The sequence below is a fragment of the Parabacteroides sp. AM17-47 genome, assembly GCF_003434625.1.
GTDB lineage: Bacteria > Bacteroidota > Bacteroidia > Bacteroidales > Tannerellaceae > Parabacteroides > Parabacteroides distasonis.
In genome coordinates, this window is sequence record NZ_QTLI01000001.1 from 115,378 (window position 1) to 139,150 (window position 23,773).

At 51.5% G+C, this 23,773-nt stretch carries 19 protein-coding genes and 1 tRNA gene; 19 read left to right on the top strand and 1 reads right to left on the bottom strand.

All coding sequences use genetic code 11. The features are described 5' to 3' along the window. Nucleotides 1–51 precede the first annotated feature (51 nt). From DW205_RS00510 to DW205_RS00565, 12 genes are all read left to right on the top strand, one after another. The gene (locus tag DW205_RS00510) at nt 52–744 is read left to right on the top strand and encodes a hypothetical protein (RefSeq protein ID WP_005868069.1); all 693 of its coding nucleotides are present in this window, start codon (nt 52–54) and stop codon (nt 742–744) included. Next, entirely contained in the window at nt 741–3,494 is a 2,754-nt protein-coding gene (locus DW205_RS00515) for a TonB-dependent receptor (RefSeq protein WP_121962989.1), read from the top strand. Before DW205_RS00510 ends, DW205_RS00515 begins: the two co-directional genes overlap by 4 nt. A 12-nt stretch (nt 3,495–3,506) precedes the next feature. After that, on the top strand, nt 3,507–4,667 hold the full coding sequence (locus DW205_RS00520; RefSeq protein ID WP_005868071.1) for a DUF4249 domain-containing protein: 1,161 nt from the start codon (nt 3,507–3,509) through the stop codon (nt 4,665–4,667). Between the two features lie 10 nt (nt 4,668–4,677). Continuing rightward, nucleotides 4,678–6,360, top strand: coding sequence for a hypothetical protein (locus tag DW205_RS00525; protein WP_005868072.1), 1,683 nt, complete (start codon nt 4,678–4,680; stop codon nt 6,358–6,360). A gap of 68 nt (nt 6,361–6,428) precedes the next feature. Beyond that, complete coding sequence (locus DW205_RS00530) at nt 6,429–6,665, top strand: hypothetical protein (protein WP_005868073.1); 237 nt, start codon at nt 6,429–6,431, stop codon at nt 6,663–6,665. A gap of 26 nt (nt 6,666–6,691) precedes the next feature. Then, nucleotides 6,692–6,961 carry a type II toxin-antitoxin system RelE/ParE family toxin gene (locus DW205_RS00535; protein WP_005868074.1) on the top strand — a complete coding sequence of 90 codons (270 nt, stop codon included), beginning with the start codon at nt 6,692–6,694 and terminating at the stop codon, nt 6,959–6,961. A gap of 76 nt (nt 6,962–7,037) precedes the next feature. Next, nucleotides 7,038–8,060, top strand: coding sequence for a low specificity L-threonine aldolase (locus tag DW205_RS00540; RefSeq protein ID WP_005868076.1), 1,023 nt, complete (start codon nt 7,038–7,040; stop codon nt 8,058–8,060). A gap of 14 nt (nt 8,061–8,074) precedes the next feature. Continuing rightward, nucleotides 8,075–9,961 (top strand): endonuclease/exonuclease/phosphatase family protein, encoded by a 1,887-nt coding sequence (locus DW205_RS00545; RefSeq protein ID WP_005868079.1) that lies wholly within the window; start codon nt 8,075–8,077, stop codon nt 9,959–9,961. Between the two features lie 8 nt (nt 9,962–9,969). Further along, entirely contained in the window at nt 9,970–11,295 is a 1,326-nt protein-coding gene (locus tag DW205_RS00550) for a nucleobase:cation symporter-2 family protein (protein WP_005868081.1), read from the top strand. 6 nt (nt 11,296–11,301) lie between these two features. After that, complete coding sequence (xpt, locus tag DW205_RS00555) at nt 11,302–11,868, top strand: xanthine phosphoribosyltransferase (RefSeq protein ID WP_005855972.1); 567 nt, start codon at nt 11,302–11,304, stop codon at nt 11,866–11,868. Nucleotides 11,869–11,878: 10 nt separating this feature from the next. Then, nucleotides 11,879–12,292: a PaaI family thioesterase gene (locus DW205_RS00560; RefSeq protein WP_005855973.1), complete on the top strand. Its 414-nt coding sequence runs from the start codon at nt 11,879–11,881 to the stop codon at nt 12,290–12,292. A gap of 27 nt (nt 12,293–12,319) precedes the next feature. Next, nucleotides 12,320–14,179 (top strand): serine hydrolase, encoded by a 1,860-nt coding sequence (locus tag DW205_RS00565; RefSeq protein WP_005868083.1) that lies wholly within the window; start codon nt 12,320–12,322, stop codon nt 14,177–14,179. Nucleotides 14,180–14,374: 195 nt separating this feature from the next. Here the strand turns inward: DW205_RS00565 and DW205_RS00570 are convergent. After that, nucleotides 14,375–14,446, bottom strand: a tRNA-Met gene (locus DW205_RS00570). Nucleotides 14,447–14,596: 150 nt separating this feature from the next. Here DW205_RS00570 and DW205_RS00575 point away from each other — a divergent pair. The 7 genes from DW205_RS00575 (at nt 14,597) to DW205_RS00605 (ending at nt 23,574) form a co-directional block, all read left to right on the top strand. Then, a complete protein-coding gene (locus DW205_RS00575) occupies nt 14,597–15,190 on the top strand; it encodes a TetR/AcrR family transcriptional regulator (protein WP_005855975.1) in 594 nt (197 codons plus the stop codon). Between the two features lie 17 nt (nt 15,191–15,207). Further along, nucleotides 15,208–16,152, top strand: coding sequence for a 3-oxoacyl-ACP synthase III family protein (locus DW205_RS00580; protein ID WP_005868085.1), 945 nt, complete (start codon nt 15,208–15,210; stop codon nt 16,150–16,152). Between the two features lie 20 nt (nt 16,153–16,172). Further along, nucleotides 16,173–16,919 (top strand): 3-oxoacyl-[acyl-carrier-protein] reductase, encoded by a 747-nt coding sequence (fabG, locus tag DW205_RS00585; protein WP_005855977.1) that lies wholly within the window; start codon nt 16,173–16,175, stop codon nt 16,917–16,919. Nucleotide 16,920: 1 nt separating this feature from the next. Beyond that, nucleotides 16,921–17,595 (top strand): RluA family pseudouridine synthase, encoded by a 675-nt coding sequence (locus DW205_RS00590; RefSeq protein ID WP_005868087.1) that lies wholly within the window; start codon nt 16,921–16,923, stop codon nt 17,593–17,595. A gap of 275 nt (nt 17,596–17,870) precedes the next feature. Further along, complete coding sequence (locus tag DW205_RS00595) at nt 17,871–19,037, top strand: efflux RND transporter periplasmic adaptor subunit (RefSeq protein ID WP_008778262.1); 1,167 nt, start codon at nt 17,871–17,873, stop codon at nt 19,035–19,037. After that, nucleotides 19,034–22,198, top strand: a complete 3,165-nt coding sequence (locus DW205_RS00600; protein ID WP_005868089.1) for an efflux RND transporter permease subunit — start codon at nt 19,034–19,036, stop codon at nt 22,196–22,198. The genes DW205_RS00595 and DW205_RS00600 overlap by 4 nt, the downstream gene beginning before the upstream one ends. Then, complete coding sequence (locus tag DW205_RS00605) at nt 22,195–23,574, top strand: efflux transporter outer membrane subunit (protein WP_008778263.1); 1,380 nt, start codon at nt 22,195–22,197, stop codon at nt 23,572–23,574. Before DW205_RS00600 ends, DW205_RS00605 begins: the two co-directional genes overlap by 4 nt. The last annotated feature ends 199 nt before the right edge of the window (nt 23,575–23,773 follow it).

Below are 23,773 nucleotides of genomic sequence, written 5' to 3' on the forward strand. Positions count from 1 at the left end.
TTGTCGGATATATATGCTTACATTTGGCATGAAACTTTAAATCTGGATCTTATGAGAAAGCTTCTGGGGTTTTTATGCGTATGCGCGTTGGCTATCGTTACGGCTAGGGCACAAGATGCGGTGGATGACTATGTCTCTTCCGCCGCCGGCCAATCCGTGATCTACCATGGGAAGGAGCAATTAAAATATCCCACCTCGATAAGAAATCACCCCTATTTGAAGAGCGAGAAATACGTACCCGGGGATCTTAGCTTCGAAGGCATTCTCTACAAGGACGTGAAAATGCGCTTAGACCTGTACAAGAATGAGTTATTACTGTTCTCTCCGGACAATCGCTATAATATCGTCTTGCCGAGCGATCGGGTAGACTACGCTGAGTTTCATGGGTACCATATCTTCTACAGGTATCCGGATGAGCGGTCGGGCAACCTGCCGGAAGGCTATTACCTACGGTTGTATGAAGGGAAGTGTACCGTGCTGGGGAAATGGTCTTGTATATTATCTAAGACGATAAAAGATATGAAGCTCGATGATTCCTTCGATCAGTCCGTAAAATACTACATCCGGAAGGAGGGCGTTTACTATACCGTGAGGAGCAAGGGCTCCGTGTTGAAGGTCCTCAAGTCCAAGAAAAAAGAGCTGGCCCGGTATATCAAGCGGCGAAAGCTGGATTTCAAGCACGCTCCCGAGGAAGCCATCGTAGCCGTGGTGAGACAGTATGAACAGTTAAACGAGATCCCATGAGAAAGAGCCTATATATCGGTATGGTAATGTGCCTGCTGTCCGGCTGGACGGCGAGGGCGCAGCGGACGGTCGATCTGGATTTCCGGCAAGTAACCTTAAATGTCGTGTTCGACGCTATCGAGCGGCAGACCGGACAGCCCGTCTACCGGCAACCCTTGGAGACGGACTCCATGGTCGTTAGCGTACACAGTGAGAAGGAAGAGCCCTTGGTGGCGTTGCGGCGTGCGTTGGAGGGAACTCCCTTCCAAGTATCCTCGTATGGCGGCGCCTTCTTTGTGTTGAGAGATAACACCTTGATGACCTCCCTGCCCGAGAACTTCTTCCTGCGGGAGAAGCGGAGAGAGGGCGATGGCGACGAGGAAGGCTCCGGTATCTCCCTGATGGCGGGCCGGAAGCAGCAGAAGGCTACCTCGGAGAACAAGGTTTACGAGATCGGCGACGCCTCGGGCAAGGCGGCGGACCGGGTCACGGTGACCGGCAATATCAGCGATTTCAAGACCGGTGAGCCGATGGTGGGCGTGGCCGTATTCGTGAAGGACCCGATGATCGGGGCTACTACCGACGCTTACGGCTATTATACGCTGCGCCTCCCTCCCGGACGGCACGAGCTGTACATACAAGGCATGGGCATGAAGGACACCCGGCGGCAGATCATGCTCCATTCCGACGGCAAGCTGGATATAGAGCTGGAGGAACAGGTCTACACCTTGAAGGAGGTCACGATCTCCTCCGAGAAGATCGCCAACGTGCGGAATACGACGATGGGCGTGGAACGCCTGAAGGTGAAGGATATAAAGAATATCCCGATGGCGTTCGGCGAGGTGGATATCATGAAGGTAGTCATGTCGCTCCCCGGCGTGAAGGCGGTGGGCGAGGCCTCTAGCGGCTTTAACGTGAGGGGCGGGGCGACGGACCAGAACTTGATCCTCTTCAACGACGGGACGGTCTATAACCCGACCCACCTGTTCGGCTTCTTCTCCGTCTTCAACCCCGACGTGGTGAAGGACATGGAGCTGTACAAGAGCAGCATCCCCGCCAAGTATGGCGGACGTATCTCCTCGGTACTCGACATCAACAGCCGGGAGGGTAACAAAAAGGAGTTCAAGGGATCGGCGAGCATCGGCTTGCTAACCAGCCGCCTTACCTTGGAGGGGCCTCTCTTCTCCGAGAAGACCTCCTTTATCGTGGGCGGACGTACCACTTACTCGGACTGGATCTTGAAGAAACTCCCCGAGAAGAGCGGCTATAAGGATGGCAACGCCGGTTTTTACGACCTGAACGCCACGATTAACCATAAGTTCGACGAGCGGAACAACCTCTATCTGAATGGCTACTATAGCCACGACCGTTTCCGCTTTAACGTGGATGAGCGGTATGCCTACGAGAACGCCAACGCCTCGGTGAAATGGAGGCATATCTTCTCGGATCGTTTCACGGGGGTCCTCACCGCTGGCTACGACCATTATGGCTACAATACCCGTAATACGGATAACCCGGTGAACGCTTATTCCCTCGCTTTCCGTATCGACCAGATGTACGGGAAGATGGACTTCACGCATTACCTGAGCGATAAGCATACGCTGGATTTCGGCGCCAGCTCGCTGTTTTACGACTTGGAGCCGGGGAAATACCTTCCCTATGGCGGGGAGTCGTTGGTGAAGGAGGACCGGATGGAGAAGGAGAAAGCGGTGGAGTCCGCTATCTATGTGGGCGATCGTTGGGATATCACCTCCCAACTCTCCTTGAACGTGGGGGTCCGTTATTCCATGTTTAACGTATTGGGGCCCCGTACCTATAATCTCTATGCCGACGACCAACTGCCTTCCTTGGCTACCGTGACGGGTACGGTGGATAAGACCGGGGCGTTCAAGACTTACCACGGGCCGGAGTTCCGGGTATCCGCCCGTTATGCCTTTACCGAGGACTTCTCCGTGAAGGCCGGCTTTAATACGATGCGGCAGAATATCCATAAGCTATCCAACACGACCATCATGTCGCCCACAGATACGTGGAAGCTGAGCGACGCCAACATCAAGCCGCAGACGGGTATGCAAGTGGCCGCCGGGCTATACCGGAATTTCTTGAACAATACGATCGAGGTCTCCTTGGAGGGATATTACAAGACGATGAAGGATTACCTAGATTACCGGAACGGCGCCGAGCTGCTGATGAACCACCACATCGAGACGGACGTGCTGAGGACCGAGGGGCGTGCCTATGGCGTGGAGCTGATGGTGAAGAAAACGCAAGGGAAGTTGAACGGCTGGGTAAGCTATACCTACTCTCGCACGCAACTGCGGCAGAACGATCCGATGATCGTGAATCCCGTGAACAATGGGGATTGGTACGCCGCCGATTTCGATAAGCCGCACGACTTGAAGTTCGTGGGTAACTATAAGTTCACGCATCGTTTCAGCTTCTCGCTGAATTGCGACTATAGCACGGGACGGCCGATCACCTTGCCGGTCTCCAAATATCATTACGGGGGCGGGGAGTTTGTCTACTATTCGGACCGTAATCAATACCGCATCCCGGACTTTTTCCGGATGGACGCCTCGTTCAACATCGAGCCGAGCCACCACCTGACGTTGCTCACGCATAGCACGATCTCTTTCGGAGTCTATAACCTGACGGGGCGAAAGAACGCCTACTCGGTGTATTATATATCGGAGAACGGGAAATTAAAGGGATATAAGATGGCGATATTCGGGGTGCCTATCCCGTTTGTCTCTTATAATATTAAATTTTAGGGGGGAGTTGAGATGAGGAAAGAAGCGAAGATAAAAGATTCTATAAAAGGCTTTCATTGGTGGCTGGGGGCTTTGCTGTTGTTATTGTCCGCCTGTGTCACGGATTACGAGCCGAAGGGTTTGGAGCAGGTACGGGATTTGTTGGTCGTGGATGGTATCATCACGAATGGCGAGACTACGATAAAGCTCCGGAGAAGCGTGGGCCTGACCGACGATTTCACGGAGGATGAGTTCGTGAATAACGCCAAGGTGGTGGTGGAGCGTGAGGATGGAGCTGTTTTCACTTGCGCTAATTCTTCCGGGAAGGGAGAGTATAAGGTGGATATGGGAGAGCTGGACCCGGGTAGCCGGTACCGGCTACATATCTCGCTGGATGGGCTGGAGTATGAGTCGGACTATCTGGGACCGGAGATAACGCCTCCGATCGACTCTATCTCCTTGCTGAAGAAGGGGCCGGGAGAGGAGGTCCGTCTCTGTGTGTCTACGCATAATGCCCCGGATCGATCCTCTTATTTCCGCTGGATGTATAAGGAGAATTGGGAGGTGAAGGCGGAGATCTTTATGGCCGCCGAGAAAATGGGTAATACGGTCGTAATATATGATTTACTTACATCGAATAATTGGTATTATTGCTGGGGGAAGGACAGCTCGAAGGTGATCTCCCTAGGCAGTTCCGACAGGCTGACGCAGAACGTGATCGCTAACAAAAGTATCGCCTCGTATCATCCCAGCGATCGCCGTTTCTCGATGTTGTATCATGCGGAGGTGGAACAATATGCGTTGCACCGGGAGGCTTACGACTACTATTTTAATTTGCAGAAGAACATAGAGGAGTCTGGTAGCTTGTTTGCCCCTATTCCTTCCGAGATGAAAGGGAATATCCGCTGCGTGACGGACCCGGAGGTTCCGGTGATCGGTTTCGTGGAAGTAGCGACAGTGACTCGCCTCAAGCGTTTCTTTCCGGAGATAGAGAAGGTATATGAGGCCGAGGTTACGGGCTGCGCAAGCACGATCGTACAGGGATCGGAATATGATAATAATCCGGATTACGGATATGTTTCCTATAATCCGATGAATGCGGCGAGTAATACGTATGCGCTGAAACGTTGTATGGATTGCGGCCGTTTTGGTTCGAAACAGAAGCCCTCTTGGTGGCCTACCAGTCATTTATAATTTAGTTGCTATGGAGAAGTCTATGATAAAACAATGGATCTTGTCGCTCCTCTGCCTCTTATGGGCGGGGCAAACGGTTCTCGCAGGGGAATTGCGAGAGCGGGTTTATCTGCAAACGGATAAGCAATTTTATCTGTCGGGCGAGCTTGTATGGATGAAATTCATTGCCACGGATTTGGACCAACGGTTGTCCGACGTGAGCAAGGTCGGGTATGTGGAGCTTCTGGATAGCGCCTCGGCGGTCGTGCAAGCCCGACTCGTGCTGGAGAAGGGGGTAGGGAATGGTTGCCTGCAATTGCCGTCTACCTTGCCGACCGGAAACTACCGGCTGGTGGCCTATACCCGTTATATGCGGAACGAGGGGGAGGAGGTCTTCTTTGAGAAGCCGCTGACGGTGGTGAACACCTTCGTGACGAACGAGGCCCTGCTGACGGATACTTTATTGCCCACTTACTCTTTTACGAGGCGAGAGGGCCCGGTTTCCGTATCGCCGGACCGTATGACCTATGATACCCGTTCAGGGGGGGAGATCCGGATAAACGGCTTGCCCCCGGATCTACAGACCCTATCGGTCTCTATCGCCGGGATCGACTTGTATAAACCTTCCGCCCGGAGCGGTATCGTTGATTGGAAACAAAGCATGCCTACTACGAGATCATCGCCTGCCGATCGTAAATTCTTGGCGGAATACGAGGGGCCGATCCTGACGGGGAAAGTGATCGATCTGTCTACGGGCGAACCTTCGTCTAAAGAGGCGGTGAGGCCTTTATTGGGCTTTTCCGGGGGGGAGATCCGCCTTTTCGGGGGGCAACTGGGCGCTGCCGGGGAGGTGACTTTCTTTACGAAACATATATCTGGGACGCACGAGATCGTGACGGTGGCTTTATCCCCTTCCTCCTCTCGCTACCGGGTGGACATCGAATCTCCTTACGCTACGCATCCGGAGAAGGAGCTTCCCGCCTTGAGATTGAATCCCGCTTGGCAAGATGAGTTGGTGAAGCGGAGCGTGGGGCTACAGGTGTTGCATGCTTACCGGTCTGATTCCTTGGTTCGGGAAAAAGCGGAGAAGCCTTGGTTCCAGTGGCAACCGGATTGGAGTTATCTTTTGGATGAGTACACCCGTTTCACGACGATGGAGGAAGTCGTGATCGAGTTTATCCCCGGCCTCCGCTTCCGTAAGATGGATGGGGTTCGCCGGCTGGCTGTCTTGACCGAGGAGCGAATCGGGTATACGATCGGTAACTCATTGGTTTTACTAGATGGTATCCCCATCGTCGATCACGAGATCATTTTTAAGTACGATCCCCTAAAAATCCGGAAGATCGATGTGTATAAAGGTAAGTACGTATTCGGTGGGCAGATATTCGACGGTATCGCCTCCTTCTCCTCTTATGAGCATAATTACCCGGGTCTGGTAGTCGATAACTCCACCCAGTTCTTTGATTATGAGGGCACGCAAGCCCAGCGCATCTTCTATATGCCCGCTTACCGGACAGAGGCCGAGAAGCGATCTCCTGTTCCGGATTTCCGCCATACCTTACTTTGGCGACCCGATATCCGGACAGCCGGCGAGTCCTCTATATCCATCCCCTTTACCACCTCCGACCTGACCGGTGATTTCACCATCACCATCGAAGGCCTGACCCAAACCGGCGAGGCCCTCTATGCGACGGAACAATTTCAGGTAAAATAACGTGCGGTATGGATTATTCTATTTATCTTTGTAACCTTACTATGGGAAATTAAATCGGATTGAAGATTATGGGAACATTGGAATTGAAATTATCATTGATACAACGGCTCAGTCTCATAAATGATGATGATTTGTTACATCGTATCAAGAGCTTGATTGATAGGATGGAGGAAAGGCAAGCCCTTCGCTTCTCGCCGGAAGTAAAGGTTGCCATAAAGCATGCGCGAGAAGATATCTCGGAGGGGCGTTTTATTGAAGATGAAGGACTGGATAGATATATGGAGCGATGGGTAAACGAAAGTTGATTTGGTCTCAATCAGCTTTGAATGATATGACCGAAATTTTTGACTATTATAATAAACGTAATAAGAGTAAAACGTACAGCACTAAATTATTAGGAGAGTTTAGGGCGATAATGCGTTTAATCCTTTCTTCTCCTCGTATGGGGATCAAGACAGAGGATGAGAATATCCGTTATGTGCTATCTGGTAACTATGCCTTATTTTATGAAATCAAGTCTTGTACAATAGAGGTCTTGATTGTTTGGGATTGCAGACAAAGTCCCGGGCGGTTGGAGATGTGCATCCGTCAACGTCGTTGATATGAAATAAAAACAATTCAAGATATCCTCATTCTCATCTTAAATCCGTACTTTTGGCGAAAAATCAGATTTAAAGATGAGAAGTTTCGCTAGTGACAACAATTCCGGCGTGCATCCCCGGGTAATGGATGCGATCATCAAGGCAAATGATAATCATGCGGTTGGATATGGTGATGATCCTTGGACAGAGGCCGCTACGAGTAAGATACAAGAAGTGTTCGGCAAGGATGCTTCTCCTTTTTTCGTGTTTAACGGGACGGGGGCGAACTCCGTGGCCCTGCAAGCCGTAACCCGTCCGTTTAATAGCATCCTGTGCGCCGAGACCGCCCATATCAACGTAGACGAATGTGGTGCTCCCGCACGGATGACCGGTTGCGCCATCGTCACGATCCCTACGACGGACGGTAAGCTGACACCGGAATTGATCCGTCCCCATCTGAAGAACTTCGGGGTTTGCCACCATTCGCAACCCAAGGCCGTTTATATCTCCCAAGTATCGGAATTAGGTACGATCTATACGATAGAGGAAGTGAAAGCGATCGCCGATCTCTTACATTCGTACGATATGTATCTGCATATGGACGGAGCACGCTTGGCGAACGCCTGCGCTTACCTGAATTGCACGATGCGCCAAGTGACTGTAGACGCAGGCGTGGATATCTTGAGCTTCGGAGGCACGAAAAACGGTATGATGATGGGAGAGGCCGTGGTCTCGTTCCGCCCGGAGATCACGGAGAACCTGCGATTTTACCGGAAGCAATCCGCCCAGCTAGCCTCGAAGCTACGTTATCTCTCCGCCCAGTTCATCCCTTATCTGGAAAATAACCTCTGGTTGGAGAACGCCATGAAAGCGAATATCAGCGCCGCCAAGCTAGCGGACGTGCTACGACAATACCCGGAGATTCATTTTACGCAGAAGATCGAGTCCAACCAGCTCTTCTTCACGATCCCTGCCGAGGCGTTGAGGAAGTTGCAAGATAAATATTTCTTCTATATGTGGAACGAGGAGATCAACGAGGCCCGTCTCGTTACCTCTTGGGATACTTCCGGCGAGGATATCGCTGAGTTCGAGCAGTCATTGAAAGAGATATTCGGTTAAGGTATAGATATAAAATGAATATAAACATTAGATCGAATCCTATGAGGAAATGGTTTATTTGGGCGATCGTCCTGATCGGATGCTTGCCCATAAATAAGGCATTGGCCCAGCAAAGCGGCGATGCCGAGCGGAATACGTTGCGTATCATGAGCTATAATATCCGCAACGGAAGGGGCATGGATGAGGTGACGGACCTCGGGCGTATAGCGGAGGCTATACGTAAGGTAGCCCCCGATGTAGTCGCCGTACAGGAGGTAGATAGCGTGACCGGAAGAAGCGGCGGGATCGACGTGCTCCGGACGTTGGGAGAACGCACCCTGATGTTCCCTACCTACGCCCCGGCCATCGACTTTGATGGCGGTAAATACGGAGTAGGTATGCTGAGCAAGGAGAAGCCGGTGAGCTACCGCTATATCGCCCTTCCCGGACGGGAGGAGGAACGGGTCTTGCTATGGGTCGAGTTTGAGAGATATATCTTCTGCTGCACGCACCTTTCCTTGACGCCGGAAGACCGGATGCTCTCCTTGCCGATCCTTCGGCGGGAAGCCGCTTCCGCGCATAAACCCCTGTTTATCGCCGGGGATTGGAACGCTACGGCGCATTCCCCCTTTATCACGGAAATCAGCAAGGATTTCCAGTTGTTGAGCAATCCTAAACAGGCTACCTTCCCGGCTTCCACGCCGGATAGCTGTTTGGACTATATAGCGGGTTATGTAAAGAATGGACAGCCCTTTACCCGTTTGTCCGCATGGGTTCCCGAAGAGGCGGTGGCATCGGATCATCGCCCGGTCGTAACGGAGGTTCGCTTGAAGGCCAGGCCGGAAGAGATCTTTTATGCGGTGCCCTATCTGCAAAATCCTACGGAGGGCGGCATAACGGTGATGTGGCAGACCCGTGTCCCTACGTATAGTTGGGTAGAATACGGTACGGACACGCTGAATTTGAAGAAGGCCCGCACCATCGTGGACGGTCAAGTGATATGCAACGGCTTGCATAATAAGATTCGGCTGACGGACCTACGACCGGGGCAAACCTATTACTACCGGGTATGCTCGCAGGAAATCATGCTTTACCAAGCCTATAAGAAAGAGTTTGGCGAGACGGCGGTATCCCCGTTCTACACTTTCAAGGTCCCTTCCGCATCCCAAAAGGATTTCACGGCCTTGATCTTTAACGACCTGCATAAGCATATCCCGACCCTAGACGCCTTATACGGGCAAGTGCGTGATATCCCTTATGATTTCGTGGTATTTAACGGGGATTGTATAGACGATCCCGCCAATGAGAAAGAAGCTTTGTATCATTTGGCTTATTTATGCGGGAAGGTGGGCGCCAGTCATGTACCCGCTTTCTTCCTTAGAGGCAACCACGAGATACGCAACGCTTACTCGATCGGCCTGCGTGCCTTGTTTGACTATGTGGGCGATAAGACGTATGGGGCGTTCAACTGGGGAGATACCCGTTTCGTCATGCTGGATTGCGGCGAGGATAAACCGGATAGCACATGGGTGTATTATGGCCTGAACGATTTCACCGGTCTCCGGAAAGATCAAGTGAATTTCCTCTCGAAAGAATTGAGCGGCAAGGAGTTTAAGCAAGCCTCGAAGCGGGTTTTATTGAACCATATCCCTATCTACGGAAACGGGGATGCCTATGAGCCTTGTCCGGAGCTTTGGGGAAGCCTGTTGGCGAAAGCCCCTTTCAACGTGAATATATCCGCCCATACGCATCAATACGCCTTCCACCCGAAAGACTCGTTGGGAAACAACTTCCCGGTGATCGTAGGCGGGGGGTATAAGCTCGATTCGGCTACGGTGATGGTATTGCGGAAGAAAGGAGACGAGATGAGTGTACGAGTGTTGAACGCAAAAGGGGAGACCTTATTAGACTTGAAACTATAAGAGACAGGATGAATACGGATTTGATTTACGGGATCGATGACCGTCCGCCTTTGAAAGAGACGCTTTTTGCCGCCATCCAGCATCTGCTGGCTATTTTCGTGGCGATCATAACACCTCCCTTGATTATCGCCGGGGCGCTGAAACTGGATCTGGAGACGACCGGCTTCTTGGTTTCCATGGCCCTGTTCGCCTCCGGGGTATCCACATTCGTTCAATGTCGTAAATTAGGACCGGTCGGGGCGGGGCTGCTATGTATCCAAGGCACCAGCTTCTCGTTTATCGGCCCGATTATCACGGCTGGTTTGGCGGGAGGGCTTCCCCTTATTTTCGGCGTTTGTATCGCCGCCTCTCCGGTAGAGATGATCGTGAGCCGTACTTTTAAGTATCTGCGCTCGGTGATTACTCCCTTGGTATCGGGTATCGTGGTGTTGCTCATCGGCTTGAGCCTGATCAAGGTAGGAGTGGTCGCTTGCGGCGGTGGGTATACGGCTATGGATAACGGTACGTTCGGTAGTTTGCGTAATATCGGGGTAGCTGTGTGCGTCTTGTTGAGTGTCTTGTTCTTCAATCGTTGTAAGAACAAGTACTTGCGGATGAGTTCCATCGTACTGGGGTTGTGTATCGGTTACGCGATCGCTTTCGCCATGGGAATGGTGGATATGGAGGCTGTCTCCTCGCAGAGTTTGAGAGGGTTTAATATCCCGGTTCCCTTCAAATATGGATTGGATTTTAATATCTCTTCATTCGTGGCGATCGCCTTGATCTATCTGATCACGGCGATCGAGGCTACGGGGGATATTACGGCCAACTCGATGATATCGGGGAAATCGATCGAGGGAGAAGGCTACCTGAGGCGAGTCTCCGGCGGGGTGCTGGCGGATGGGGTGAACTCATTTATCTCCGGAATTTTCAACTCTTTCCCGAACTCTATCTTCGCCCAGAATAACGGGATCATCCAGCTGACGGGAGTCGCCAGCCGGTACGTGGGGTATTATATCGCGGGTATGCTGATCCTGTTGGGATTATTCCCGGTTGTCGGCGTTATCTTCTCCTTGATGCCCGATCCGGTGCTGGGAGGAGCTACCCTGCTGATGTTCGGTACGGTGGCGGCAGCAGGTATCCGTATTATCGCCGCCCAAGATATCAACCGGAAGGCCACGTTGGTGTTGGCGGTTAGTTTGTCCTTGGGGTTGGGGGTGGAGCTGATGCCGGATATTCTAGGGGCCGCTCCTCAAGTGATCCGTGGCATTTTCTCCTCCGGCATAACGACGGGTGGCTTGACGGCCATTCTGGCGAATTTATTTATACGTGTAAAAGAAGATCAAACAGAATAACAAATTATGGAATTATTGAAGCAACGCATCTTGCAAGACGGCCGCTGTTATCCCGGCGGTATCCTTAAAGTGGATAGTTTTATCAACCATCAAATGGACCCGATGTTGATGTATAAGATCGCCGAGGAATTTATCCGTCGTTTTCAAGATCGTAAGATAAACAAGATCGTGACCATCGAGGCGAGCGGTATCGCCCCGGCCATTATGGTGGGTTATATCATGCAGTTGCCGGTGGTCTTCGTAAAGAAGAAGAAACCGAAGACGATGGAGAACATGCTCTCTACCGTGGTCCATTCCTTCACGAAGGATCGTGACTATACGGTATGTATCAGCAATAACTTCTTAACTCCGGAGGATCATATCCTGTTTATCGATGATTTCTTGGCTTACGGAAACGCCGCCATGGGAATGGTCGAGTTGGCGGAGCAATCGGGAGCCGTGATCGAGGGTATGGGTTTTATTATAGAGAAGGCGTTTCAAGATGGCGGGAACCTGCTGCGTGAAAAGGGCATACGTGTGGAGAGCCTCGCCATTATCGATAATCTGGATGATTGTAAGATAACGGTTCGTTAAAGGAAAAGATATGGATGAGAGAATAAAAGAAAAGTTGATTAACCGTGCGAAGACGAATCCTTATGTGAATTTTCTGGGGATCGACTTCACGGTTATCGAGGAAGGTCGTGTAGAGGCGCATATGCCCTTGCATGACGAGCAGAGACAATATAGCGGCGTGACGCATGGGGGTGTCTTGGCTGCTTTGGCGGATACGATCGCCGGTTTCGCCGCCTATACGATGACCCCGCTGGAGAAAGACGTGCTGACGGCAGAGTTGAAAATGTCTTTCTTACGGGCCGCTTGGGGTAATGAGCTGATCGCCAAGGGTACCGTGATCAAGGCGGGACGGAATATACATTTTTGTGAGTGCGAGATTTATTGCGACGATAAGTTGGTGAGCAAATCTTCCGGCACCTTTTGTGTGGTCCATCCCCAAGTATAGAAAAGATGTTACTTATTTATCAATATCATGAAGACTTCAAATGTAAAAAGAATCCTTTGCGGCTGCCTGTTGTTCGCCGCTACGTGGCCGGCATTCAGCCAGCCTGCCACGAATCCCCGCCTGATCATCCGTGCGGATGACATGGGGTCGTTCCGTTCCGCCAATATAGCGTGTATGGAAGGGTATAAGAATGGGGTGGAGACCTGTATAGAGGTTATGGTTGTCACCTCGTGGTTCCCCGAGGCCGCCCGGCTGTTGAGGGAGAACCCGGGGATAGATGTCGGGCTTCACCTGACGTTTACCAGCGAATGGGATAACGTGAAATGGCGTCCGCTGACGCATTGTCCCAGCTTGACCGATAGCAATGGCTATTTCTTGCCGATGATGTCTCCGAATCCCGCCTACCCGGGTCTGGCCATTCTGGAGAATACATGGAGCTTGGCCGAGATCGAGCAGGAGGCTCGGGCCCAGATAGAGATGGCCTTGAAGAACATTCCCCAGATCAGCCATATCTCCGGTCATATGGGATCGACCGGTTTCGATCCGGAGGTGGTGAAGTTGATGCGCCGCTTGTCCGAGGAATATCATCTGCCGGTCGTGGATCGGGTAGAGGCGATGCAGGAATACGATTTCACCTATTCCGGGTATGATGGAGCCTCCAAGACTCCGGCCGAGAAGGAGGCCAGTTTCATCCGGATGTTGGATAAGCTGGAACCCGGTAAACGCTATATGTTCTTGGATCACCCGGCCTTGGATAACGAGGAGATGAAAACCGTCGGGCATATCGGCTACGAGAACGTGGCGATGGACCGTCAAGGCGTGACCGATCTTTTTACCAGTCCGAAGGTGAAGCAAGCCTTGAAGGATAAGAACATAGACCTGATCAGCTATAACGACCTGACCAAGGAACTCCCTCGTGCGGAAGCCTCGAAAACCTTGGATAAAGCGTTTGGCAATTACCTGCGGGCGGTGAAAAAGGCGGATCAAGACTTGCATAGTATCATGATCCTCCAGCATGGAAAGGTCGTAAAGGAGCAATGGCTGGGTGAGGGCGACCGCCATACGCCGCATGTCTTGAACTCCGTTAGCAAGACCTTTACGGCTACGGCTATCGGTTTTGCCGTCGCGGAGGGTAAATTGAAGGTCACGGACAAGGTGATCTCCTTCTTCCCCGACCAATTACCGGCCGAGGTAAGCCCTTACTTGAAAGAGCTGGAGATACGTCACCTATTGACCATGTCCTCCGGCCATGATGTCGATCCCACCGCTTTAGTACGGCAGAAGGGGAACGAGAAGGCCGATTGGGCAAAGCTCTTCCTCTCGGCGCCGTTGGTACATAAACCGGGAACCTATTTCGTATACAACAGCCTCGGCACGTATATGCTTTCCGCTATCATCCAGAAGGTGACGGGGGAGAAGGTGATCAATTATCTCTATCCCCGTCTGTTCCGTCCGCTGGGTATCGTCGGCGCTACTTGGGAAGAGAGTCCCCAAGGCATCAATTGCGGCGGTTGGGGTTTGTATCTCAAGACCGAGGATCTAGCGAAAATGGGTCAGTTTTTCCTGCAAAAGGGAAAATGGAACGATAAGCAATTGCTCCCCGAAAGCTGGATAGAGGAAGCCACCACCTCCAAGATAGCCTCTTTGCCCGCTGGTATGAGACCGGAGAACTTGAAGATGAAGCCGAAAGATAGCGACTGGTTACAAGGCTACGGTTACCAGATGTGGCGTTGCCGCCATAACGCCGTTCGTGCCGATGGAGCCAATGGACAATACATTATTATATTGCCCGAGCAAGATGCGGTAATCGCCATGACGGCGAATATCGGCGATATGCAGGCCGAGATCAACTTGATATGGAAATATATCTTGCCTGCCTTGAGATAGGAACTGTAGAACCTACGTCCGGGAAACCAATAAGAGCCCCCGGACGTAAGCCTATGACTTGTTGGGCGTAAGCGAATAGTTTACGGTACGTAAGTCAATGGATTGCGGGAAAAACTCAATGATTCCCACCCCGTAAACCATTGGGTTACGAAAAAAGAAAAGCCTTCTGGTCACAGACCGGAAGGCTTTTCTTAGTTGCGGAGGCAAGACTCGAACTTACGACCTTTGGGTTATGAGCCCAACGAGCTACCACTGCTCCACTCCGCGATATAGTTGCTATCATTCCTTGATTGCGAGTGCAAAGGTAGGGATATTTTCTTACAAAACAAATTTATTGCAAGTTTTTTTTAATATACTTGGTAGATACGATCTTTTTTAAGTACTTTGCGCACAGTTTTAATCAAAATGTGCAATACAATGCCGATGACAGTTTCTAAAACACGTGACATGTTGGTGGATGTGGCCAGACAATTGTTTGCCCGCATGGGGGTTGATAACACAACGATGAACGATATTGCACAGGCATCTCGTAAGGGGAGACGTACGCTTTATACGTACTTTAAAAGCAAGAACGAGATCTATTTGGCGGTAGTGGAGTCGGAGCTGGACCAGCTTCATAAGATGCTGGTGGACGTGGCCAGCAAGGATCTGCCGGCGGACGAGAAGCTGCTGACGTTTATCTATAGCCGCTTGGACGCTGTAAAGGCGTTGGTGTTTCGGAACGGTACGTTGCGGGCTACCTTCTTCCGTGATATATGGCGGGTGGAGAAGGTACGTAAGAGCTTCGACCTTCGGGAAGTGGAGATCATAAAGGGAATATTGGACGATGGCGTGAAGGAGGGTATATTCAGCATGCCGGACACGGACATTACCGCCCTCGTGCTCCATCATGCCTTGAAAGGGCTGGAGGTGCCCTATATCCGGGGGATCATGGGTGATAATATCAGCCAGCGGATTAAACGTAGAGACAATGTGATGAATTTAATATTCAACGGAATAAAGATTAAGTAAATCAAAGACACTAAGGAATGTTTATTAATGCGACAGGGTTTTATGTGCCTGAAGAACGGGTAGATAACCAACATTTTCTTGAATTGAGCGGGTTGACAAGTGAGTGGATTGAGCAACGGACGGGAATTCATACCCGCTCGAAAGCGAAAGAGGGGGAGAATATCAATACCATGAGCCTTGAGGCCGTGAAGGACGCTCTTCCCAAATTGCCTTACGATATCACGGAGGTAGACTTGATCGTCTCCGCTTCGTATTCTCCCTATGATACGGTTGCGACAGCCGCGCATACGGTTCAACATGAGTATACTATCGCTGACGCGAAAGCTTTATATCTATCCTCGGCTTGTTCTTCTTTCTTGAACGCCTTGGAGGTTGTGGAGGGATATTTCGCCATGGGGAAGGCTTCCAAGGCTTTGGTGCTTTCCGCTGATAAGAACTCCGCTTATTATAATGAGACAGACCCGAAGGCGGGCCATTTATGGGGTGATGCCGCCGCCGCTTTCTTTATCTCCAAGGAGCGGATCGGTGAGGGTGACGCTGAGATCGTAGAGGTCTACACGCAAGGTCTCGGCCATTTGTCGAAAGCGATGGAGGCGGTTCACTTGCGTCCTCGTGACGGCGGTATCTTGATGCCGGAGGGGCGTGACGTATTTATCCAAGCTTGTACCTATATGCCTAAGAATGTCCTTCATTTGTTGGAGAAAAACGGTTATACGCTGGATAACCTTACTTATTTCATCGGCCATCAGGCGAATATGCGTATCATGGCGAATATCGCCAAGCAATTGAACTTGCCGGACGAGAAATTTTTGCACAATATCGAGGAGCTGGGAAATACGGGTTCCGTAAGCTCGGCCTTGGTATATGCCCAGAACGATAAGAATTTCAAGAAAGACGACTTGATCGCTATCACGGTATTCGGCGGTGGCTATTCAACGGGAGCTTGCTTGATTAAACATTGATATTAAAAAATTTGAGTAATATGAAACTATTAGAAGGTAAAGTGGCTGTCGTAACAGGTGCCGCTCGTGGTATTGGTAAGGCTATCGCCTTGAAGTTCGCCCAAGAGGGCGCTAACATCGCTTTCACGGATCTAGTGATCGATGAGAATGGCTTGGCTACACAGGCCGAGATCGAGGCCTTGGGCGTAAAGGCGAAAGGATACGCTTCTAACGCCGCTAACTTTGAGGAGACTCATAACGTGGTGGCCGAGATCGTAAAGGATTTCGGACGTATCGATATCTTGGTGAACAACGCCGGTATCACGAAAGACGGCTTGATGATGCGTATGAGCGAGGGACAATGGGACGCTGTGTTGAACGTGAACTTGAAGTCCGCTTTCAACTTTATCCATGCTTGTACCCCGGTCATGATGAAGCAACGTGCGGGTAGCATTATCAATATGTCTTCTGTCGTAGGTGTTCATGGCAACGCCGGACAAGCGAACTACTCCGCTTCCAAGGCCGGTATGATCGGCTTGGCTAAGTCTGTCGCTCAGGAGTTGGGTTCTCGTGGCATCCGTGCGAACGCTATCGCCCCGGGATTCATTATTACGGATATGACCGCTCAGTTGTCTGACGAGGTACGTGCCGAGTGGTGCAAGAAGATTCCTTTGCGCCGTGGCGGTACGGTGGAGGATGTGGCTAATATCGCTACCTTCTTGGCTTCGGATATGTCTTCTTATGTATCCGGACAGGTTATTCAGGTTGACGGCGGTATGAACATGTAATATGGAGGTTATTTACGAGGATAATCATATTATAGCGGTAGATAAGACCTGCCGTGAGATCGTGCAAGGCGACAAGACGGGCGATAAGCCTCTCTCGGAGATGCTGAAGGTATGGCTGAAGGAGAAGTATTGCAAGCCCGGGAATGTCTTTGTCGGTGTCACGCACCGTCTGGATCGTCCGGTGAGCGGGGTCGTGATTTTCGCCAAGACGAGCAAGGCCCTTTCTCGCTTGAACGAGATGTTTCGTGTCGGTGAGGTGCGCAAGACGTATTGGGCGATCGTCAAGAGCCGTCCCCCGCAGGATGAGGGTGAGTTGGTGGATTGGCTGGTGCGGAACGAGAAGCAAAATAAGAGTTACGCTTACGATACCGAGCGGCCGAATGCCAAGAAAGCTATCCTGCGTTATAAATTGATCGCCCATTCGGATAATTATTATCTGTTGGAGATCGATTTGAAGACGGGGCGGCACCATCAGATCCGCTGTCAGTTGGCGAAGATGGGATGTCCGATCAAGGGGGATCTGAAATATGGTTTCGATCGTTCCAATAAGGATGGAGGCATTAGCTTGCACGCCCGTAGCGCGGAGTTTATCCATCCGGTTTCAAAAGAGAACGTGCGAATTGTCGCTCCCGTACCGGACGATAATTTGTGGAAAGCGTTGTCGGTTGATCAATAAGATAATAGATGAAGATCTGGTATCTGTGAAATCCTTTCGGATGGAAAAAGCATTTCATTCGAAGGGATTTTTATTTTTAAGTGTAGACTTTCCCGGCTGGTTGTGGATTTATTCCCCAGTTGGATATGCCCTAATTTTAGTATAAATGTTAACATAAACGCTATACGGTTTGTTATTAAGTGAAGTAACGTTAATTATCGATGTCCTCGAGAAAAATGGAATGATTCTTTCTTTCTTAAATGACAAATGTGACATAAGTAATTTATATAGGTAGAATGAGCAAGAAAAGATTGGCAAAAGTACAGGTTATCTTGATAGCCCTTGTAGTAGCGATGACGGGTTGCCACCATAAGGAAGAGCAGCAATTGCCCATCGTGATCGTAGACAAACCCTCAAAAGAAGACGTGCAGATTTATGGTGAGTACGTGGGACGTATCCGTGCCGCCAGCTTTGTCGAGGTACATGCCCGTGTGGAGGGATTCCTAGAGAAAATGTTGTTTGAGGAAGGTAAACGGGTGAAGCAGAATGAGCCCCTGTTTATGATTAATCCCGATAAATATCGTGCTAGGGTAGAGAAGGCGAAAGCCCAACTGAAGAAAAGCCAAGCCCAAGCGGCCAAGGCCCGGCGTGATGTGGAACGCCTGAAACCGTTGTACGAGCAACACGCCGCCAGCCAGCTGGATTTGGATAACGCCACGGCCGCTCTGGAAGACGCCGAGGCGAATATCGCCATGAGCAAGGCGGATCTGGATCAAGCGGAGATGGAGTTGAGCTATACGGTAGTGACCTCGCCGCTGTCCGGGTATATCAGTGAGCGTTTCGTGGATGTGGGCGCTTTGGTGGGCCCGGGTGTCAATTCGAAATTGGCGGCTGTCGTGAAGAGCGACACGGTATTGGTCGATTTTAAGATGACCGCCTTGGATTACCTGCGTGCCGAGCGTCGTAACGTGAAATTTGGCGAGCGGGACACGACCCGTTCTTGGCAGCCTACCGTGACGGTTACCTTGGCGGATGACTCTGAATACCCGGTAAAAGGTATCGTGGACTTCGCCGATCCGCTGGTGGACCCGAAGACCGGTACGTTTGGCGTTCGTGCGGAACTATCCAACCCGAACCAGAAATTATTGCCCGGACAGTTCACGAAAGTGAAGCTCCTGCTGGATGTCCGAGAGCGTTCGATCGTCGTTCCCCGGAAAGCGCTCTCGATCGAGAAAGGAGGTGCGTTCATCTATATCATCCGTAGGGACGATATCGCCGAGAAGCGTTTCGTGCAGACCGGCCCGGAGATCGGCAACAAGGTCGTGATCGAACGAGGCTTGGGCGAGAACGAGCGAGTAGTGGTAGAGGGTTATCATAAATTGGTACCGGGCGTGAAGGTACATGCGGTAGAGGCCGGCGACGAGAAGGCTATCCAAGCGCTTAGAGAGGAGGAAGAACAATGAAACCGGGATTCTTTATAGACCGTCCTGTCTTTTCGACCGTCTTATCGATCCTGATCGTGATTGTCGGAATCATCGGACTGGCATTGTTGCCTGTGGACCAGTATCCGCAGATTACGCCCCCCGTGGTGAAGATCAGCGCCACGTATCCGGGAGCGAGCGCCCTGACAGTGTCTCAAGCGGTCGCTACCCCGATCGAGCAGGAGCTGAATGGTACGCCCGGCATGATTTATATGCAAAGTAGTAGCTCGAACTCGGGTAGCTTGAATATTACGGTGACCTTCGATGTATCCGCCGACGCGGACTTGGCGGCTGTCGAGATCCAGAACCGTGTGAAACTGGCCGAGAGTCGTTTGCCCGCCGAGGTGATCCAGAATGGTATCACGATCGAGAAGCAGGCACCCAGCCAGTTGATGACCTTGAGCTTGATGTCCGACGATCCGAAGTTTGACGAGATCTATCTGAGTAACTTCGCCACGATCAACGTGTTGGACGTATTGCGCCGTATCCCGGGCGTAGGCCGTGTATCGAATATCGGTAGTCGTTATTACGGTATGCAGATCTGGGTGTATCCGGATCGGTTGGCCAATATGGGATTGACGGTAAAGGACTTGCAGGATGCCTTGAAAGACCAGAACCGGGAATCGGCGGCGGGCGAGCTGGGTAAGCAACCTGTGCTGGACGTGGATGTCACCTTGCCTATCACGGCCCCGGGACGTTTGTCCACCGTGAAGGAGTTTGAGGATATCGTGGTGCGGGCGAACCCGGATGGCTCGATCGTCCGGATGAGCGACGTGGCCCGGGTATCGCTGGAGGCTTCCTCGTATTCTACGGAGAGTGGGATCAACGGGAAGAACGCCGCTATCTTGGGTATCTATATGTTGCCGGGAGCGAACGCTCTGGAGGTCGCCACGAAGGTGAAAGAGGCGATGAAGGATATCAGCAAGAACTTCCCGGAAGGCTTGGAGTATAATTTCCCGTTTGATATGACGGAGTATATCTCCCAGTCCGTGCACGAGGTGTATAAGACCTTGTTCGAGGCCCTCTTCTTGGTCGTTCTCGTGGTGTTCCTCTCGTTGCAGAATTGGCGTGCGGCCTTGATCCCGACGATCGCTGTCCCGATCTCCTTGATCGGAACGTTCGGTTTCATGTTGATCTTCGGCTTCTCGTTGAATATGCTTACCTTGCTGGGATTGATCTTGGCGATCGGTATCGTGGTGGACGACGCTATCGTGGTGGTGGAGAACGTGGAGCGTATCATGGCCGAGGAACGTGTGACCGCCCGTGAGGCTACGCATAAGGCGATGCGGGAATTATCCGGCGCCTTGATCGCTACCTCCATGGTATTGGCCGCCGTGTTCGTGCCGGTGAGTTTCTTGGGAGGTATCACGGGGCAGTTGTACCGTCAGTTCTCCGTTACGATCGTAGTTTCCGTGTTGTTGTCCACGGTAGTGGCCTTGACGTTGAGCCCGGCGATGTGCGCCATTATCTTGCGTCCGTCTCATAAGAAGAAAGCGTTTATTTTCCGTAAGATCAATCTGTGGTTGGCGAAAGGAAATAAGAAATATACGAAGTTGTTGCGTATCTCCATCGCTAATCCCCGCCGTATCTTGGCAGGGTTCGGGATGGTACTGGTGGCTATCTTCGTCTTGAACCGGGTGTTGCCTACCAGCTTTATCCCGGAGGAGGATCAAGGATTCTTCACCGTAGAGCTGGAGATGCCCGAGGGTACTACCTTGGAGCGTACACGTGCCGTGACAGACCGTGCGATCGAGTTCCTCGACCATCATCCGGCCGTGGCCTACGTGCAGAACGTAACGGGTAGCAGTCCCCGTGTCGGTACGAACCAAGGGCGTGCCACGCTGACGGTGATCCTGAAACCGTGGGAAGAGCGTAAATCCTCCGGTATGAAGGTAGAGGACGTGATGGCCGATGCCCGCCGGGAATTCTATTATTACCCCGAGGCTAAGTCGTACGTGAACCGTCCGCCGGTAATCCCGGGCTTGGGCGAGAGCGGTGGCTTGGAGATGCAGTTGGAGGCTAGGGGAGACGCTAGCTGGGATAATCTGGTAAGCGCCACGGATACCTTCCTGTATTACGCCTCGCAGGCGCCGGAGCTTCAAGGCGTATCTTCCGCCATGCAGAGCGAGATCCCGCAGTTGTATTTCGACGTGGATCGTGACCGGGCGAAGTTCCTCGGCATCCCTTTGTCCGATATCTTCTCGACCATGAAAGCTTATCTAGGCTCCGTGTACGTGAACGACTTCAATATGTTCAACCGTATTTACCGTGTATATATCCAAGCGGAGGCGCCTTACCGGGCTACCCGGGATAATCTGGACTTGTTCTTCGTGCGCAGCAAGGACGGGGCGATGGTTCCCTTGACCGCCTTGGGCACGACCCAATATACGACCGGCCCGGGAACGATCAAGCGTTTCAATATGTTCACCACGGCCTCGATCAACGCTGTAGCCGCCCCGGGATATAGTACGGGCGAGGCGATGGCGGCGATGGAACGGATCGCTAGGGAGCATCTGCCCGAGAATATCGGTCTGGAGTGGAGTGGTCTTTCCTATCAGGAGAAACAGGCCGGCGGGCAGACGGGATTTGTCTTGGCGTTGGTATTCTTGTTTGTCTTCTTGTTCTTGGCGGCTCAGTATGAGAGCTGGATCGTGCCGATCGCCGTATTGCTTTCCTTGCCGGTCGCCACGTTGGGTGCTTACTTGGGTATCTGGGTGACGGGGTTGGAGAACGATATCTATTTCCAGATCGGTCTGGTAACCCTGATCGGTTTGGCGGCGAAGAACGCTATCTTGATCGTCGAGTTCGCCAAGGTACAGGTGGATAACGGGGTAGATGTGGTGAAAGCCGCTATCCATGCCGCCCAGATGCGTTTCCGCCCGATCTTGATGACCTCGTTGGCTTTCGTGTTGGGTATGCTTCCGATGGTGTTGGCTAGCGGGCCGGGCTCAGCTTCCCGCCATAGTATCGGTACGGGCGTGTTCTTCGGTATGCTGGTGGCGATTACGGTAGGTATCGTGTTGGTTCCCTTCTTCTTTGTCTTGATCTATAAGATAAAGGGAAAGATGCGGATGGAACGTATCGCTCAAAAGAAAGAAGTGGTAACCTCTATTTTAAAGAGACACAAAAACGGAAAATTATGATGACAAAGAATTTCTATATAGCCGCTTTCGTCGTTTCTATGCTGGCGTTCTCTTCCTGCAAGATCGGAAAGCGGTACGCACGTCCGGAGTTGAACCTGCCGGACCGGATCGAGGCTTATACGGATACGACCGATACGGCGTCCGTGGAGAATATCCCTTGGGAGAGCCTTTACGCCGATGAGACCTTGAAAGATTTGATCAAAAAGGCTCTGGATAATAATAAGGATATGAAGATCGCCGCCGCCAAGGTGAAGGAGATGATCGCCGCCAAACGGATCTCTTTCGCGAATATGCTGCCGGAGGTGGGTGCGAATATCTATGCGCAAAAGGAACGCTTGAACTATGGAGGGGATGATCCGAAGCCCGATCCGGAGTTTGGGGCGAAGTTGACTTTGTCTTGGGAATTGGATTTATGGGGTAACCTCCGCTGGGCGAACGAGGCTACCATCGCTTCCTATATGCAGACCGTGGAGGGGCAGCGTGCCTTGCGATTGACCATCATCGCCGAGGTAGCCGCCAATTATTATCAACTTTGCGCCTTGGACCAAGAGTTGTCGATCGTACAACAAACCTTGGACGCACGTCGTGAGGGTGTCCGCTTGGCGAAGCTTCGCTATGAGGGCGGACTTACTTCCGAGACGGCTTACAACCAAGCCCAAGTGGAGTTGGCCCGTACCGAGACCTTGATCCCCTCGCTGGAGCGTCAGATCAAGATCAAGGAAAGCGACCTCAGCATGTTGTTGGGCGAGTATACGGATGATATCCCCCGTGGCCTTTCCTTGAGCGACCAACACCTGCCGGATGCCTTACCGATCGGCTTACCGTCTTCTTTGCTGGAGCGCCGGCCGGATATGCGTCAAGCGGAGTTTAAGCTTCGGGCGGCGAACGCTCAGGTGGGTGTGGCGCAAACGGACTTATTCCCGAAGATCCGTTTGACAAGTAATTACGGTTTCGAGAGCGATGAGTTAAGCAGTATCTTGAAGAGTCCGGCAGGTTTTATTGCCGGAAGCCTGTTGCAGCCGATCTTCGCCATGGGGAAGAACAAGGCGAAAGTGAAAGCGGCGAAGGCTCGTTACGAGCAAGAGGTCTATAGTTACGAGAAGAGCGTATTAGGCGCTTTCAAGGAGGTGAACAACGCTATCGTGACCGTCCGCAAGGTGAAGGAGATCCGTGCTTCCCGCATGAATCTGGAAGCCTCCGCCAGTAAATATCTGGAACTCGCCCAACTGCAATACATCAACGGTGTCATCAGCTACATGGACGTATTGGATGCCCAGCGTGGTTTGCTGGACGCCCAGATCGGTTTGAACAATGCCGTGCTGGATGAGTTGCTGTCGGTGGTATACCTGTATAAGGCTTTAGGGGGAGGTTTCTAATCCTTATACCTAAAGCAGATATATGGATATCAATTTATAAACCAATGGAACCCATCCTATAACTCAATGGAATACGAACAAGATCCCATTGAGTTATAGGATGGGTTCCATTGGTTTTCTTATTTATAATAACCATTAAATAGTGAGATATTTACGAATTTTTCGAACAAATCTTTGCGTAGCCATTAAAAATTCCCTA

Excerpts from the sequence above, each read along its gene's own strand:
- DW205_RS00510 (WP_005868069.1), top strand. The coding sequence starts at position 52 with ATGAGAAAGCTTCTGGGGTTTTTATGCGTATGCGCGTTGGCTATCGTT.
- DW205_RS00515 (WP_121962989.1), top strand. The coding sequence starts at position 741 with ATGAGAAAGAGCCTATATATCGGTATGGTAATGTGCCTGCTGTCCGGC.
- DW205_RS00520 (WP_005868071.1), top strand. The coding sequence starts at position 3,507 with ATGAGGAAAGAAGCGAAGATAAAAGATTCTATAAAAGGCTTTCATTGG.
- DW205_RS00525 (WP_005868072.1), top strand. The coding sequence starts at position 4,678 with ATGGAGAAGTCTATGATAAAACAATGGATCTTGTCGCTCCTCTGCCTC.
- DW205_RS00530 (WP_005868073.1), top strand. The coding sequence starts at position 6,429 with ATGGGAACATTGGAATTGAAATTATCATTGATACAACGGCTCAGTCTC.
- DW205_RS00535 (WP_005868074.1), top strand. The coding sequence starts at position 6,692 with ATGACCGAAATTTTTGACTATTATAATAAACGTAATAAGAGTAAAACG.
- DW205_RS00540 (WP_005868076.1), top strand. The coding sequence starts at position 7,038 with ATGAGAAGTTTCGCTAGTGACAACAATTCCGGCGTGCATCCCCGGGTA.
- DW205_RS00545 (WP_005868079.1), top strand. The coding sequence starts at position 8,075 with ATGAATATAAACATTAGATCGAATCCTATGAGGAAATGGTTTATTTGG.
- DW205_RS00550 (WP_005868081.1), top strand. The coding sequence starts at position 9,970 with ATGAATACGGATTTGATTTACGGGATCGATGACCGTCCGCCTTTGAAA.
- xpt (WP_005855972.1), top strand. The coding sequence starts at position 11,302 with ATGGAATTATTGAAGCAACGCATCTTGCAAGACGGCCGCTGTTATCCC.
- DW205_RS00560 (WP_005855973.1), top strand. The coding sequence starts at position 11,879 with ATGGATGAGAGAATAAAAGAAAAGTTGATTAACCGTGCGAAGACGAAT.
- DW205_RS00565 (WP_005868083.1), top strand. The coding sequence starts at position 12,320 with ATGAAGACTTCAAATGTAAAAAGAATCCTTTGCGGCTGCCTGTTGTTC.
- DW205_RS00575 (WP_005855975.1), top strand. The coding sequence starts at position 14,597 with ATGCCGATGACAGTTTCTAAAACACGTGACATGTTGGTGGATGTGGCC.
- DW205_RS00580 (WP_005868085.1), top strand. The coding sequence starts at position 15,208 with ATGTTTATTAATGCGACAGGGTTTTATGTGCCTGAAGAACGGGTAGAT.
- fabG (WP_005855977.1), top strand. The coding sequence starts at position 16,173 with ATGAAACTATTAGAAGGTAAAGTGGCTGTCGTAACAGGTGCCGCTCGT.
- DW205_RS00590 (WP_005868087.1), top strand. The coding sequence starts at position 16,921 with ATGGAGGTTATTTACGAGGATAATCATATTATAGCGGTAGATAAGACC.
- DW205_RS00595 (WP_008778262.1), top strand. The coding sequence starts at position 17,871 with ATGAGCAAGAAAAGATTGGCAAAAGTACAGGTTATCTTGATAGCCCTT.
- DW205_RS00600 (WP_005868089.1), top strand. The coding sequence starts at position 19,034 with ATGAAACCGGGATTCTTTATAGACCGTCCTGTCTTTTCGACCGTCTTA.
- DW205_RS00605 (WP_008778263.1), top strand. The coding sequence starts at position 22,195 with ATGATGACAAAGAATTTCTATATAGCCGCTTTCGTCGTTTCTATGCTG.